Raw genomic sequence first — 13,942 nt, 5'->3', positions numbered from 1 at the left:
AATGACGGGATGAACGCTCCCTTCCCCCGCGCGCGCGAGTCCCGGCCCGGCTACGACACGGACGAGGTCGACTCCTTCCTCGCCTCGGCCAGGGACGCCTACGCCCAGCTCTCGGGCGGTCCGGCCGACCTGCGCGCGGTGGATCTGCGGCACACCGCCTTCTCGCTGAAGAAGGGCGGCTACTCGGCGCCGCACGTCGACGCCGCGCTGGAGCGCCTCGAGGACGCCTTCGCGGTGCGCGAGCGCCAGTACGCGATCGCGGCGCAGGGCGAGGAGGCCTGGCTCCGGAATGCCCGCGAGACGGCGCAGGAGATCGTGAACCGCCTGGCGCGGCCCGCGCGTGAGCGCTTCACCCGCGCCGGCGTGCTGACCACCGGCTACAACATCCGCCAGGTGGACGCCTTCTCGGACCGCGTCTCCGGCTACTTCCGGGACGGCTCCGTGCTGACCGTGGACGACGTGCGGACGGTGTCGTTCGCCCCGCAGCGCGGCGGCTACTCCGAGCCGCAGGTGGACCTCGTGCTCGACGCCGTGGTCGACGTGATGCTGGCGGTGCGCTGAGCGGTCGGCCCCGCACTGGCGGATCGAGAGGTCCTCCGTTATGCTTTCGTGATCGTGGGTATGCATCAGAGAACGTCCGTCGCGCAGCCACCCGTCTCCCGATCCTCGGTCGAGACCTCGAAGCGCCCGGCGGCCCGTCGGTCCCGGACCCGTGTCCCGCTGGCGTTCCTCGCCTTCGCCGCCTCCATCGGCTTCGTCGCCGTCAGCGCGGTCGACCCGTCCAGCGGCGCCGTCGCGTCGCCCTTCTACCAGGCCCCGGAGCGCTTCAACGGCGACCCGGCCCAGCGCCTCGTTGTCGCCGAGGCGGCGGTCGAGCGCACCGTCCAGCGCGACACCTTCGACGCGCAGGCCAAGCCGACCCCCACGCCGACTCCGACGCCGACCCCCACTCCGACGAAGTCGAAGCAGGCCGTCGTCGAGGACGACGAGGAGGAGTCGGCCGCCGCGGCGCCCGTCGCCCGCTCGGCCGCCCCGGACCCCGGCTCGGCAAAGGCCCTCGCCTACGACCAGATCGTGCAGCGCGGCTGGGCCGACAGCGAGTACGACTGCCTCGTGCTGCTGTGGAACCGCGAGTCCGGCTGGAACGTCTACGCCGAGAACAAGTCCAGCGGTGCCTACGGCATCCCGCAGGCGCTCCCCGGGAGCAAGATGGCGACCGTCGGCGGCGACTGGCAGACCAACGCCAACACCCAGATCACCTGGGGTCTCGGCTACATCTCCGGTCGCTACGGCTCGCCGTGCGGCGCCTGGGCGCACTCGGAGAGCGTCGGCTGGTACTGATCGCCGCCGCCGTCCGTCCCCGGGGCGGTCGGTCCGCCCGATAGCCTGAGAGCGTGGATTACGCGCTGCTCGGAGTCGTCGGGATCATCACCGTCGTCACCGTCGCGCGCTTCTCGAGCCGGCTCGGAGTCGCGGCGCCGCTGCTGCTCGTCGTCATCGGCATCGGCGCGTCCTACCTCCCCGGCGTCCCCGAGATCGAGGTCGAGCCGGAGCTGATCCTCGCCGGGGTCCTGCCTCCGCTGCTGTACTCCGCGGCGATCCAGGTGCCGCTCGCCGACTTCCGGCGGAATCTGCGCTCGATCTTCGGGCTGTCGGTGCTGCTCGTCGTCGTCACGGCGCTCGTCGTCGGCTTCTTCCTCTACATGCTGCTGCCGGACCTCAGCCTCCCGGCCGCCATCGCGCTCGGCGCCGTGGTCAGCCCGACCGATGCGGTCGCGGCCACCTCGATCGGCAAGAAGCTCGGCCTGCCACCCCGGCTCGTGACCGTGCTCGAGGGCGAGAGCCTCGTCAACGACGCGTCGGCGCTCGTGCTGCTGCGCGCCGCCACGGCCGCGACCGCGGTGGTGGGCGCCTCCGTCTCGAGCGACGCCATCGACATCGGCGAGGTCGGCGTGCTCTTCGTGTACTCGGTCGTGATGGCCGTCGTCCTCGGGCTGGTGATGGGCGTGCTGACCGTCTTCGTGCGCTCGAAGCTGCGCGACCCGGTGCTGGACACCGCGGTCTCGTTCGCGGTGCCCTTCCTCGCCTACATCCCGGCGGAGGAGCTCGGCGCCTCGGGTGTCCTCGCGGTGGTCGTCACCGGCATCTACACCGGGCACAACAGCGCGCGGTTCCTCAGCCCGCAGTCGCGGATCAGCGAGCGCGTCAACTGGCGGACGGCGCAGTTCCTGCTGGAGAACGGCGTGTTCCTCCTGATGGGCGCCGAGATCAAGGCGATCGTCGGCGACATCGAGCCGGGCGGCGTCGGCGTCGACACCGCGGTCCTCCTCGGGCTCGCGACGGTCGTGATCCTGATCGTGCTGCGCACCCTCTTCGTCTGGCCGCTGCTGCTCTGGCTGCGCGGCTCGGGCCGGCGGGCGGAGCGGATCAACCGCCGGCTCGCGGTCGGGGTGATGCGCCTGCGCAACAGCGCCAGCAGCGACGAGCGTTTCGTCCGCCGCCGGCAGCGGGCGGAGCGGCTGTACCAGCGGCGGGAGACGGACCTCGCGGCGACGACCAGCGAGGCGTTCGGCTGGCGCGGCGGCGTCATCCTCTCCTGGTCCGGGATGCGCGGCGTGGTCACGCTCGCGGCGGCGCAGTCGCTGCCGGAGGAGACGCCGTACCGCTCGCAGCTGATCCTGATCGCCTTCACGGTCGCGGTGGTCACCCTCCTGCTGCAGGGGGCGACGCTGCCGGCGCTCATCCGGGTCACGGGCATCCAGGGGAGCGACGGCGACGCCGACCGCCGCGAGCTGGCCACGCTGCTCGACGAGGTCGCCTCGACCGGCATCCAGGCGCTGCCGGAGGCGGTCGAGGACCTGCCGGCCGGCAGCGTCGGCGAGCGGGTGCTGGAGCGGGTCCGCCGGGACACGCTGACCCGCTCGCAGGTCGCGTGGGAGCAGGTGGAGCGCGAGGCCGACGGCCCGCTGGGCCCGCAGGGGCAGTACCTGCACCTGCGGCGGGCGGTGCTCAGCGCCGAGCGCGAGGCACTGCTGGAGGCGCGCGGTCGAGGGGTCTACTCCTCGCGGATCCTGCGGCGGGCGCAGCTGATGCTCGACGCCGAGGAGACGCGGCTCGAGATGGACGACTCCTCGCACTGACCCGCCCGGGCGGGACGGCTGCGAGCGAGTGCTCGCGCGGCGGCTCCTAGACTGGAGCAATGCCGCGCAGCAATCGACCCCGCGGACGCGGGCGCGAGGACGACGACGAGCAGCGCGACCTCTCGCAGATGCTCGCCGGCTGGCGCCGCACCGAGACGCGCCGCGGCCGGGAGTGGAACGTCCAGCCCGTCTCGTCGTCGCGCGCGGTCAAGAACTACCTCTGCCCGGGTTGCGGCCAGACCATCGACATCGGCCTCGCGCACGTCGTCGTCTGGCGCGGCGACGGAGCACTGGGCGACGCCGCGGACCTCGCCGGTCGTCGCCACTGGCACACCCACTGCTGGCGGATCGAAGGAGCACGATGACGCACGAGATCCGCGGAGGCGTCGTCCTCCCCGCCCGCCGCGAGGACGTGGAGCTGCACACCGCCGACGGGCTGACGCTGGTCGGCGAGCTGGCGCTGCCGCTCGAGGGCGAGCCGGTCGCCACGCTGGTCACCCTGCACCCGCTGCCGACGCACGGCGGCTTCATGGACTCGCACATCCTGCGGAAGGCCGCCGCACGGCTGCCCGCCCTGGCCGGGGTGGCGGTGCTCCGCTTCAACACCCGTGGCACGAGCTCGCCGCGCGGGACGAGCGAGGGCGCCTTCGACGGCGGCACCGCCGAGCGGGCCGACGTCGCCGCGGCGATGGCGCTGGTCGCCGAGCGCGGGCTGCCGCACCCCTGGCTGGTCGGCTGGTCCTTCGGCACCGAGCTGGCGCTGAAGTGGGGGAGGGAGCACCCGGTCGAGGGTGCGATCCTGCTCTCGCCGCCGTTGCACCGGGCGACGGCCGAGGAGGTCGCGGCCTGGGGCGAGGACGGACGGCCCCTGGTCGCGCTCATCCCGGAGTTCGACGACTACCTGCGGCCGGAGGCGGCCGCCGAGCGGTTCGCCTCGGTCCCGCAGCTCGAGCTGGTCGCCGTCGAGGGCGGCAAGCACCTCTGGGTCGGCGAGGCGCAGACGCGCCGCGTGCTCGACGAGATCGTGCGGGTGGTGGCGCCGGAGTCGTCACCGCTGCCGACGGAGTGGGCGGGCGAGCTCGGCTGAGCCCGCCCACGCCGGTCAGCGGCTCTTCGAGCTGTCCTTCGAGTCGCCGTCGTCGTCCTTCGAGTCGTCGTCGTCGTCCGACAGGCCGTCGATGTGCCCGATCAAGCCGCGGAGGCCCGTGACGTAGCCGGCGATCGCGTCGCGCTCGGTGCGGATCTCGTCGAGACGGGACTCGGCCGTGTTCTGCAGCTCTCTGGTGCGGCGCTCGGCGTCGGCGATCATCTCGCGGGCGCGGTCGCGCGCGGAGTCGAGCAGCGCGTCCGACTCGTCCTGCGCCTCGCGGCGCAGGCGCGTGACGTCGTCGAGGGCGTCGCTGCGGAGCGCGTCGGCCTCGAGGCGCTTGTCGTTCGCGCGGCGGATGGCGTCGGCGAGCTGCAGGTTGGACTCGTCGAGGTAGCGCTGCGTCTGGGCGACCGCCTCCTGGTGGCGGAGCAGGTAGTCGCGGTCCGCCTCCTCGCGGCGGGCGGCGAGCTCCACGACGAGATCGATCCGGGCCTGCTCGACCTCGCGCGAGAGTGCGGCGGCCTCGTCGGAGGCGGCGGAGCGCAGCGCGGCGAGCTCGGCGTCCAGGAGTGCGACGGCGTCGGCTCGGTCGCGGGCGAGCGCGGTGCGCAGATCGGCGAGCTCGCGGGCGCCCTCGGCGCGACCGGTGGCCAGCTCCGCGGCGAGGTCGGCGCGGCCGGACAGGACCTCGGCCTCGATCGCGGCGCGGGCCTCGGCGACCTCGGCGGTGACGGCGGCGCGCAGGCGGTCGACCTCGGAGGCGACCTCCGCGCGCAGCAGCTCGTTGCTCTGCGCCAGGCGGGCGGCCTCGGCGCGGGCCACCTCGACCTCGCGGGCGGCGACGGCGCGCATCTCGGCGGCCTCGCGGCCGGCCTCGGAGCGGATCGCTGCGGCCTCGCGCTTCGCGGTCGCGCGGGTCTCGGCGGCCTCGGTGGCGACGGTGCCGCGGATGGCGGCGGCCTCGCGGACGGCGTCCTGGGTCATCACGTCGCGGTCGTCCGCGGCCTTGCCGAGCGTCGCGGCGGCCTGCGCCTCGGACTCCTCGCGGGTGCGGTCGGCGCGGCGGCGCGCCTCCGTCACGAGGCGCTCGGCCTCGTCGCGCGCGTCCTTCAGCAGGCCGTCGCGGTCGTCGCGGGTCGAGCGGCGCAGCGCGGACGCGTCGTTCTCCGCCTGCGCGATGATGCGCTCCGACTGCTCCTCGGCCACCCGGAGGGTGTGCTCGAGCTTCGCGCCGAGTCCCGCGTAGGTGGGCGCACCGACCTGCTGCAGCTCCTTCTCGAGCCCGTCGATCCGGGAGGAGAGGCGCTTGGCCTCGCGACCGCTCTCGGCGGCCTGGGTGTTGGCGTGGATGAGCTCGCGGCGCAGACCCTGGATGGCCTTGTCGACCTCGTCCCGGTCGTAGCCCCGGAACACCTGGGTGAATTCGGCCTCGTCGCTTGCCACGTCGTCTCCTCCGGAACACGGCCGCGGTGGGGTCGCGGCACTCCAGGGAGTTTAGTCAGCGGGTGCCTCGCGGCCCGGGCCGACACCCGCACCGCGCGCCCCTGGATCGGGGCTCTCGGCCGATCCCTGGGTTCGGCTCGGCCCATCCGCTAACCTGGACTGTCTTTGTCTGTTGCCGTCGCGCCCCGGTCCGGCCGTCACCGGAGCCGTCCCGGGCCGCCACCCCCCGATCCGGCAACGCAGGAGGAGTTCTTTCGTGCGGTTCGTCTTCGCCATCATCGCCACCGTCATCGCCGCGGCGCTCATCGCGCTCGGCATCGGCCAGCGGACGGTGTGGGCTCCACCGGAGTCGCTCACCGCGCAGACCGCGCTCGAGTCCGGCGCCCCCTACGCCGTCATCGACGGCAGCACGCTCGGCGCCAATCCCGGCCGGCAGACGATCACGGTCGAGGGCGAGGGCGACCTCGTGATGGCGTACGCGCCGACGACCGACGTGCTGGGGTGGGTCGGCGGCTCCGACTACGACCGCATCGACTACGCGAGCAGCGAGGACGGCGCGGACAGCCTGTCCGCCGAGCAGGAGACCGGGACGGCGCTGACGCTGGCCTCCGACGTGTCGGACGCGAACGCCGCCGTCGTCGATCCCCGTGACTCCGACCTCTGGCTCGAGCAGTTCGAGGGCACCGGCAGCATCACCGTCGCGCTCGACCTGCCGGAGGACGTCTCGCTGATCGTCGCCACCGACGGCACCGCCCCGGCCGCGAGCGACATCCGGGTGAGCTGGCCGGTCGACACCGCGACGCCGCTGGCCGGTCCGCTGCTGCTGGGAGGCGCCGTGTTCCTGCTGATCGGGCTGATCCTCTACATCTGGGCGTTCCTGCACCTGCGCCGCCAGCACGGACCGCGCCGCAAGGGCCCGCAGGGCAAGGTGCCGCGCGGCGTCCGGCTGCCTCGCGCCCGCGCCGGCATCCAGTCCTCCCTCGCGGCGGCTCAGCCCTCGCGGCGCCGCCGGCTGCTGGTGCTCCCGATCGCGCTCGGTGCGACCGTGCTGCTCGCCGGCTGCAGCTCCGACTACTGGCCCGACCTCGCCGCGAGCGCCTCCGGGACGCCGACCGCGTCCGCCACCGCGACCCCGGGCGCCGAGCCCGTCGCCGAGGAGCCGACCCCGGTCGTCACCACCCAGCAGGCGGAGGCGATCGTGGCCTCGGTCTCCGAGGTCGCGGCCGCCGCCGACGCCGCTCGCGACGCGAACATCCTCGCGGAGCGCTTCCAGGGCGAGGCACTGACCGAGCGCACCACGAACTACGAGGTCCTGACGAAGGGCGGCACGATCGACGCGCCGCAGGCGATCCCGGCGTCGCCGGTGAGCCTCGTCCTCCCGCAGGACACCGACAGCTGGCCGCGGCTGGTCACGGCGGTCGTGCAGAACACCGCCGACGCCACGCAGGCGCCGATCGCCCTGATGATGAGCCAGGCGAGCCCCCGCGTCGACTACAAGGTCGACTACGCGATCTCGCTCGAGGCCAACGCGCGGATCCCCGACGTCGCGCCGGTCACGGTCGGCACCTCGATCGTCGCCCCCGACTCGAAGCTGATGAAGCTCGCTCCGGAGAACGTCGGCGCGGCCTACGCGGACATCCTCGCCAACGGCGACTCCAGCCAGTACGCCGGGACCTTCTCGGGCGACGGCGACACCCTCCGCGGCCAGGTCGGCGTCGACAAGAAGAACGCCGATCGCGAGGCGCTGCCGGACACCGCCTCGATCGAGTTCACCAACGCGGCGGGGACCTCGGACACCATCGCCCTCGCCACCAACGACTCCGGCGCGCTCGTCGCCGCGAGCATCGCCGAGACCGCGACGGTCCGCCCGACCGCCGAGGGCTCGACCGTGTCGACGTCCGGCGCCTCGCAGACCCTGCTCGGGATCGACAAGTCGACCACGGGCATCGCGACCACCTACGGTTATCAGTTGCTGTTCTACGTCCCGCCCGTCGGATCGGAGGAGAAGATCGTCATGCTCGGATGGAGCCAAGGACTCGTCTCGGTGGTGCAGCTGCCGTGAGCACCCCCCTGCCCCCGCTGCCCGGCAACCTGCGCGGTGCCGTCGACCTGTCCACCCTCGTGAACCGGCGCACCCCGCCGGCCGCGCCCTCCGCACCCGCGGGCGGCGGTGAGGCCCCCCAGGGTGCCCCCGTCGCCAATCCGCTGCTGCTCTCGGCCGGTGACGCCGAGTTCGACCAGGTCGTCCAGCTTTCCTCGCGGGTCCCCGTGATCATCGACCTGCGCGGCTCGTGGTCCGACCAGAGCCTGAGCATGACCGCGCTGCTCGAGAAGGTCGTGATCTCCTACGCCGGTGCCCTCGTGCTGGTCGGCGTCGACGTCGAGTCGAGCCCCCAGCTCGCGCAGGCGTTCCAGGTGCAGTCGGTCCCGACGATCGCCGCCGTGATCGCCGGCCGGCCGGTGCCGATGTTCAACGGCCTCATCACCGAGGAGCAGCTCCGCGACCTGCTCGAGCAGGTCCTCCAGCTCGCTGCGCAGCAGGGCGTCACGGGCACCGTTCCCGTCGACCCGGCCGCCGCCGGTGCCGAGCCGGGCGCCGAGCCCGAGGCCGCGCCGCTGCCCCCGCACCACCAGGAGGCGTACGACGCGATCGACCGCGGCGACTACTCCGCCGCGATCACCGAGTACGAGACCGCCATCGCGCAGAACCCCCGCGACGACCTCGCCGTCGCCGGACTCGCGCAGGTGAAGCTGCTGCAGCGGCTCCAGGGCCGCACCCTCGACGACATCCGCTCGACCGCGGCCGCCGAGCCCGCGAACCTCGATGCGCAGCTCGCCGTCGCCGACCTCGACGTCTCCGGCGGCCACGTGGAGGACGCCTTCGACCGCCTCCTCTCGATGTACCCGCGCCTCGACGTCGACGGCAAGGCGAGCGTCCGCGCCCGCCTGCTCGAGCTGTTCGAGATCGTCGGCACGACCGACCCGCGCGTGAACAAGGCGCGAGCGCGGCTCACGGGGTTGCTGTATTGAATTGCGGGAGGAGCGCGAGCGCTCCTCCCGCCGCGGTCGGCTGGGTCTGTGGTTGCGATTCGCAGAGCGTGTCGCCGACGGCTCGCGAGAAACGCTGGCACGCGTTTCTCGCCCATCGCCTTGAGGGACTCGGCTGGTTCCGGGGACGAGCGGCTCAGTAGTCGCTGTCTTCGGCGCTCGTGCTCCGCACCTCGTCCTCAGTACTCGCGCCACATGGTGGTCGAGTAGCCCCGCAGGGGCGTATCGAGACCCGCCGTCACCAGCAGGGCGGGTCTGCAGACTCGTCCTGCTGACGGTGGTGGATCTCGATACGCCCGCTTCGCGGGCTACTCGATCAGCATGCGGGGGGCCGCGCTCTGGGCGGCGTCGGCCGCGGTCGGACGGGGCGTCGCGCTCAGCCGCAGGAGCAGTTCTCGGAGCGGGGGGCGGTGATGCTGCGCTGGTGGACGAGCACCTCGCGGGCCACGATCGACAGGTCGAGGCCGCTCGCCGCCGCCTCGGCGCGCAGCGTGAGGAAGGCGACGTCGGCGGAGATCCGCAGGCTCGCGCTCAGGAAGCCGACGGCCTGGAGGACCGCCGCCTCCTCGTCCGTGACGTCGGGCAGGGACTCCACCCAGGAGACGAACACGCCGTCGACCGAGTCCTCAGGCACGGGGGCCACCACCGGCACGACGACGGCTCAGGGAAGTGCGGGACGGTGACAGCATTCCCACCAGTGTCACCGAAACGGTGACATGAGCGCGGGGGGCTCGCCGCTGCGGGAGGAACACGGACGAGGACGACCGGTCCCGCCTCGTGTCGGGCGCCTCAGTGGCGGTGCGTGCCGGGTGAGGAGTGGACACCCGGCGCTCGGAGTCGACGCGAGGTCCCGCGGGCAGCCGATCCGGCGGATCGCTTCGCGTCGGCGCGGATCGACCGCGGAGAAGTCCCATGATGGTCGTCCTGTCTGCCGGGGTCTCGGGTGGATCGGATTGTCGGATCGACGCAGACAAGGTAACTTTTTTGCCGGTATCGCCTTCCTGCGCGGTTGTCCGCTCAGCGCACTCCTCGCACCGCGAGGTCGCTCACGGCGGCGGCTACCGCGCATCGGCCCGGGCGGAAGGGGGAGCAGTGGCGGAGCACCTGCAGTTCGAGCCGAGCGGCGACCGGGCCGCGCGCCTCGTGGAAGCGGTCGTGCACGCGCAGGACGCCCAGCGCCGGCTGACCGCCCGAGGGCGAGTGCAGCTCGGCCTCGGCGCGACCGACATCGCGGCCCTGCAGTACGTGGCGCGGGCCGGCCGCTCCCCGGTGACCCTCGGCCAGCTCGCCGACTGGCTCGACGTCACTCGCGCTGCGGCGTCGATGGCCGCCAAGCGGCTGGTCGCGGCCGGCTACCTGCACCGCGTCGACGACGAGTCCGACGGCCGACGGCGGTGGCTCGCCCTCACTCCACGCGGTCGCGAGGCGATCGACGAGGCGTTCGGCGCTGCCGACCGGGAGGCGTCGGCGCTCGTCGCGCAGCTCGACGACACCGTGGTCGAGTCCGTGCTCTCGACCCTGCAGCAGCTCGCGACCGTGCTCGACCCGCCCGGTGGGCCGGAGCGGACGAGAGCGCCGCATGGCGACTGATCGGGCTCCGGACTCCGCACGGGAGGATCGGGGGAGCATCCGCATCGAGGCGGTCGGCACCGACCTCGAGCGCGCCTCAGAGGTCCTCGGCGGCTTCTACTCGGGGACGGGGTGGTCGGTGGCGGCCACCGAGCAGCCGTTCTCGTTCCGCTACGCGGCGCTCGGCGACCCGGTGATGACGCTGCGCACCTCGCAGATGCGCGGCGCGACCACCGGGGAGGACCCGGCCGGCGGCGACTACGTCGTGCAGTGGCTGGTCGAGGGCAGGGGGATCGTCGACGTCCACCGGGACGCGATGCCGGTGACGCGTGGTGTGCCGCTCCTGAATCCGGCCCATCGACCGTTCGTCTTCTCCTACGCCGACTACGACCAGAAGCTCGTGCATCTGAGCCGTGAGCACGTCGACCGCAGCGCCCGCGAGCACGGCTACCGCCGCACGGGCGTGCTCCGCTTCGACCACCTGCACCGCCACGGCGTGGAGCCCGTGGCGCAGTGGCACGCGGTGATCGGCGAGATCTCGACGGCGATCCGCACCGGCCGGGTGACGTCGCTGCTCTGGGACCGGCTGACCCGCCGGGCGGCGGCCGCATTCCTGGAGCTGTACCCGCCCGAGGGTGCGGCGCTCCCGGAGGTCCTGCTCGCCCCGAGCAACGCCGGGATGCGCTCCGCCGTCGAGTTCGTGCACGAGAACGCGCATCTGCCGATCGGACCGATCGAGATCGCCGCGGCCGCGCACCTCAGCGTGCGCGGGCTGCAGGTCGCGTTCCAGCGCCTGCTCGGCACCACGCCGCTGCAGTACGTCCGGGACGTGCGCCTCGACCGGGTGCACGCGGACCTGCGCCTGGGCGACCCGGCACGCTCGAGTGTCGCCGGCACGGCGCGCAGCTGGGGCTTCGGGCACCTCGGCCGGTTCTCCGCCGCCTACGCCTCGCGCTTCGGCGAGTACCCGAGCCGCACGCTCGGCCGCTGATGCGGGCGCCAAATCAGGGACGGTAGAGCGCCCACTCGTCCCGGGGCAGCTCGCGCAGCTCGTCGACGACCCGCAGCTGCCAGATCGCCGGCGTGTGCCCCTCGAGGCGCCCGTGCACGGTCTCGCTGGTCCAGCCGTCGCGGGTGCGGGTGTAGCGGATGAATCGGACGTGCCGGCCCTCGAGGGGTGCTCCGCTGGTGGCCATCCCTCGATGGTCCCCGATCCGGGGGGCGGTTATCCGCTCTTGACAATGCGCGCGTCCAGCTGGGCGACGCACGGGCAGGGGATCGGCGGCTGAGCACCGACCGCGGAGTGAGGTCGGGGCGCTCGCCACCGCACCCTAGGGTGAGCGGATGAGCACCGCCGCCCTGTCCCCGAGCGCCCGATTCCACCAGCGATTCCTCGTCGAGCAGCGGGAGATGACGGAGCCCGCCCGCCGCCGCCTGATGCGCGCGGGAGGCGGTTCGGTGGCGGTCGGGCTCGTGCTCTTCGCCGCGCTGATCGTGCAGGTCGCGACGGGCACCGGCCTCGCGGCGCTCGATCCCGCGGTCTCGGAGTGGTTCCGCGCGAAGCGCTTCGCGGAGGGGACGGTGGTGATGGACACGCTGGCCACGGTGTTCGGCCCGGTCTTCCTGCCGATCATCATCCTCGGCGTGCTCGTGCTGTGGATCGCGCTCGCCCGGCACCTCTGGCGGCCGCTCCTGCTCGCGGGCGGGATGATCACGGGGATGCTCAGCGTCCAGCTCGCCGCGTACCTGGTGCAGCGGATGCGGCCGCCCGTGGAGTACATGCTGCTCGGGGCCGACGGGACGTTCTCCTTCCCGTCCGGCCACGTGACCGGCGTCTGCGACTTCTTCCTGATCACGACCTTCCTGCTCGCGTCGCGCCGCTCCTCGCCCGTCTGGGCGATCGGCGGCTTCGCGCTCTCGCTCGGGATGATCGCCGGCCAGGTCGTCGCCCGCCTGTACCTCGGCTACCACTGGCTCACCGACACGCTCGCCTCGGTGGCGCTCGCGCTGGTGATGCTCGGGTCGGTCGTGCTCATCGACACCTGGCGCACCGCGGTGGCGCGCGGGGACGAGGCCTGACCGGAGGTCGCCGATCCGCACCGCTCAACGACGACGCCCCCGGGCCGCAGGGCTCGGGGGCGTCGTCGTCTATCGGGGGAGCGTCAGCCGCCGACGGCCTGGCGTGCGCTGTCGAGTCCGGAGGAGAAGGCGTCCGCCGACGAGACGTTGCCGGACTCCAGCTCGACCAGGGCGCCGGAGAGCGCCGCGCCGATCACGCCGGTGTCGGGCCCGTTGACGAAGGACGGGAACTGCTCGACGGAGGTGGCGATCACGTCGCCGATCTTCGAGTCGCCGAAGAACGGGTCCGTGTAGGCGCGGACGCTCTCGCTCTCGAGGGCGTCGGTCGCCGCCGGGAAGGTGCCCGAGGTGGCGAAGTGGTCCTCCTGGCCCTCGGCCGACATCATCGTCTCGATGTACTGCCAGGCGGCCTCGGGGTGCTCGGCGCGGGCCGGGATGGCGATGACGCTGCCGCCCCAGTTGCCGCCGACGCCGGGGACCGTGGTGACCCGCCAGTTCCCGGCGGTGTCGGGGGCGTCGGTCTTGATGCCCTGCAGGATCCACGAGGGAGCGACGGTCACGGCGAAGGCGCCGTTCGCGCGCCCGGGGCCCCAGCCCGAGGAGAACGCGGCGATGCCGGCGCTGATGCCCGCGTCGTGCGCCTGCACGGCGGTGTCGAAGGCGTCCTCGACCTGCGGGTTGGTGTCGTAGACCAGCTCGCCGTCGGGGGAGTAGTACTTCTCGGTCACCTGGTTGATGGTCGAGTAGAAGACGCTGGTCTCCACGTTGTCGACGAACGGCTTGCCGGTCGCGGCGGTGTACTTCTCGCCGGTCGCGAGGAAGCCGTCCCAGTCGCTCCAGAGCGCGGCGACCTCGGCGGGGTCGGTCGGGAGGCCGGCCTGCTCGAAGAGGTCGGCGCGGTAGGCGAAGCTCAGTCCGCCGACGTCGGTCGGGATGCCGACGACCGAGCCGTCCTGCGCGGTGCCGGCGTCGGCGGCCCACTTCAGAGAGGAGGCGTCGAGGTCGTCGCCGCCGAGGGTGCGCAGGTCGAGGAAGTTGGCGCTGTTCTCGACGAAGCGGGGCAGGTCGTCGCCCTGGATCATGACCAGGTCCGGCACCTTGCCGCCGGCGAGCGCGGCGGTCAGGGCGGTGGCGGTCTCCTGCGAGGAGCCGACCTCGGTCAGCTTGACCTTCGCGTCGGGCTTCTTGGCCAGGTACTCGCTGACGTTGTCCTTCGCCTGGATGCCGGTGAAGGACCAGAACTGGACCTCGGCGTTCGGGTCGTCGGACGCGCCGCCGCCACCGCCCGAGGAGCAGCCGGTCAGGGCGAGGGCGACGGTGGCGACCGCGGCGGCCGCGGTCAGGATTCTTCTTCTCACGGGGGAGTCCTCTTCATCGGGGAGTCGCGGTGATGCCCGCGCGCGGGCGGGAGAACGATCTCTAGCTCGACGCTATCCCGCGCCTGGTCCCATACGCAACAACTGTCGATCTCGGTGAGAGTTCGATCTCCCGTCGACGGCGGGTCCGTGCATGCTGGTCGAGTAGCCCCGCAGGGGCGTATCGAGACCCCACGTCCTCTGCAGGGCGGTCTGCA

At 73.0% G+C, this 13,942-nt stretch carries 14 protein-coding genes; 10 read left to right on the top strand and 4 right to left on the bottom strand.

Features of this window, described 5'->3' with window-relative positions; all coding sequences use genetic code 11:
• The first annotated feature begins 9 nt into the window (after positions 1-9).
• From MT351_RS06530 to MT351_RS06510, 5 genes are read left to right on the top strand one after another with little or no spacing between them, the layout of a single operon-like run.
• A complete protein-coding gene (locus MT351_RS06530; RefSeq protein WP_123703370.1) occupies positions 10-561 on the top strand; it encodes a DivIVA domain-containing protein in 552 nt (183 codons plus the stop codon).
• Positions 562-621: 60 nt separating this feature from the next.
• Positions 622-1,341, top strand: a complete 720-nt coding sequence (locus tag MT351_RS06525; RefSeq protein ID WP_243581621.1) for a lytic transglycosylase domain-containing protein — start codon at positions 622-624, stop codon at positions 1,339-1,341.
• Between the two features lie 53 nt (positions 1,342-1,394).
• Positions 1,395-3,140: a sodium:proton antiporter gene (locus MT351_RS06520; protein ID WP_123736860.1), complete on the top strand. Its 1,746-nt coding sequence runs from the start codon at positions 1,395-1,397 to the stop codon at positions 3,138-3,140.
• Positions 3,141-3,199: 59 nt separating this feature from the next.
• Positions 3,200-3,505 (top strand): hypothetical protein, encoded by a 306-nt coding sequence (locus MT351_RS06515; RefSeq protein ID WP_123445737.1) that lies wholly within the window; start codon positions 3,200-3,202, stop codon positions 3,503-3,505.
• The gene (locus MT351_RS06510) at positions 3,502-4,227 is read left to right on the top strand and encodes an alpha/beta hydrolase (protein WP_132437837.1); all 726 of its coding nucleotides are present in this window, start codon (positions 3,502-3,504) and stop codon (positions 4,225-4,227) included. The genes MT351_RS06515 and MT351_RS06510 overlap by 4 nt, the downstream gene beginning before the upstream one ends.
• A 15-nt stretch (positions 4,228-4,242) precedes the next feature.
• Here MT351_RS06510 and MT351_RS06505 read toward each other — a convergent pair whose 3' ends face one another.
• Positions 4,243-5,673 carry a DivIVA domain-containing protein gene (locus MT351_RS06505; protein ID WP_132437838.1) on the bottom strand — a complete coding sequence of 477 codons (1,431 nt, stop codon included), beginning with the start codon at positions 5,671-5,673 and terminating at the stop codon, positions 4,243-4,245.
• Between the two features lie 256 nt (positions 5,674-5,929).
• On the opposite strand from MT351_RS06505, the gene MT351_RS06500 reads away from it, so the two are divergent.
• Both MT351_RS06500 and MT351_RS06495 read left to right on the top strand, forming a co-directional pair.
• A complete protein-coding gene (locus MT351_RS06500; RefSeq protein WP_165909162.1) occupies positions 5,930-7,735 on the top strand; it encodes a hypothetical protein in 1,806 nt (601 codons plus the stop codon).
• The gene (locus MT351_RS06495) at positions 7,732-8,703 is read left to right on the top strand and encodes a tetratricopeptide repeat protein (RefSeq protein ID WP_243581620.1); all 972 of its coding nucleotides are present in this window, start codon (positions 7,732-7,734) and stop codon (positions 8,701-8,703) included. Before MT351_RS06500 ends, MT351_RS06495 begins: the two co-directional genes overlap by 4 nt.
• 394 nt (positions 8,704-9,097) lie before the next feature.
• Here the strand turns inward: MT351_RS06495 and MT351_RS06490 are convergent, their stop codons facing one another.
• Positions 9,098-9,355, bottom strand: coding sequence for an ANTAR domain-containing protein (locus MT351_RS06490; protein WP_132437839.1), 258 nt, complete (start codon positions 9,353-9,355; stop codon positions 9,098-9,100).
• Between the two features lie 458 nt (positions 9,356-9,813).
• On the opposite strand from MT351_RS06490, the gene MT351_RS06485 reads away from it, so the two are divergent.
• Together MT351_RS06485 and MT351_RS06480 are read left to right on the top strand one after the other, a co-directional pair.
• Positions 9,814-10,311 (top strand): MarR family winged helix-turn-helix transcriptional regulator, encoded by a 498-nt coding sequence (locus MT351_RS06485; protein ID WP_132437840.1) that lies wholly within the window; start codon positions 9,814-9,816, stop codon positions 10,309-10,311.
• Positions 10,301-11,281 carry an AraC family transcriptional regulator gene (locus MT351_RS06480; RefSeq protein ID WP_207901824.1) on the top strand — a complete coding sequence of 327 codons (981 nt, stop codon included), beginning with the start codon at positions 10,301-10,303 and terminating at the stop codon, positions 11,279-11,281. Before MT351_RS06485 ends, MT351_RS06480 begins: the two co-directional genes overlap by 11 nt.
• Positions 11,282-11,294: 13 nt before the next feature.
• Here the strand turns inward: MT351_RS06480 and MT351_RS06475 are convergent, their stop codons facing one another.
• A complete protein-coding gene (locus MT351_RS06475) occupies positions 11,295-11,486 on the bottom strand; it encodes a hypothetical protein (RefSeq protein ID WP_123445744.1) in 192 nt (63 codons plus the stop codon).
• Between the two features lie 148 nt (positions 11,487-11,634).
• Here MT351_RS06475 and MT351_RS06470 point away from each other — a divergent pair, with 148 nt between their 5' ends.
• Positions 11,635-12,369 (top strand): phosphatase PAP2 family protein, encoded by a 735-nt coding sequence (locus MT351_RS06470; RefSeq protein WP_243581619.1) that lies wholly within the window; start codon positions 11,635-11,637, stop codon positions 12,367-12,369.
• Positions 12,370-12,452: 83 nt separating this feature from the next.
• On the opposite strand, the gene MT351_RS06465 is transcribed toward MT351_RS06470, so the two are convergent.
• Complete coding sequence (locus tag MT351_RS06465) at positions 12,453-13,727, bottom strand: ABC transporter substrate-binding protein (RefSeq protein ID WP_132437842.1); 1,275 nt, start codon at positions 13,725-13,727, stop codon at positions 12,453-12,455.
• Positions 13,728-13,942: the final 215 nt, after the last annotated feature.

Source organism: Rathayibacter sp. VKM Ac-2926 (genome assembly GCF_022815565.1).
GTDB classification, from domain to species: Bacteria; Actinomycetota; Actinomycetes; order Actinomycetales; family Microbacteriaceae; genus Rathayibacter; species Rathayibacter festucae.
The sequence above is the reverse complement of the archived record's forward strand: the minus strand, read 5'-3'. Positions and strand labels throughout refer to the sequence as shown.

Bases quoted from the DNA above. Each gene is read 5' to 3' on its own strand.
- MT351_RS06525 (WP_243581621.1), top strand. From the start codon at position 622: ATGCATCAGAGAACGTCCGTCGCGCAGCCACCCGTCTCCCGATCCTCG.
- MT351_RS06475 (WP_123445744.1), bottom strand. From the start codon at position 11,486: ATGGCCACCAGCGGAGCACCCCTCGAGGGCCGGCACGTCCGATTCATC.
- MT351_RS06515 (WP_123445737.1), top strand. From the start codon at position 3,200: ATGCCGCGCAGCAATCGACCCCGCGGACGCGGGCGCGAGGACGACGAC.
- MT351_RS06530 (WP_123703370.1), top strand. From the start codon at position 10: ATGAACGCTCCCTTCCCCCGCGCGCGCGAGTCCCGGCCCGGCTACGAC.
- MT351_RS06480 (WP_207901824.1), top strand. From the start codon at position 10,301: ATGGCGACTGATCGGGCTCCGGACTCCGCACGGGAGGATCGGGGGAGC.
- MT351_RS06470 (WP_243581619.1), top strand. From the start codon at position 11,635: ATGAGCACCGCCGCCCTGTCCCCGAGCGCCCGATTCCACCAGCGATTC.
- MT351_RS06510 (WP_132437837.1), top strand. From the start codon at position 3,502: ATGACGCACGAGATCCGCGGAGGCGTCGTCCTCCCCGCCCGCCGCGAG.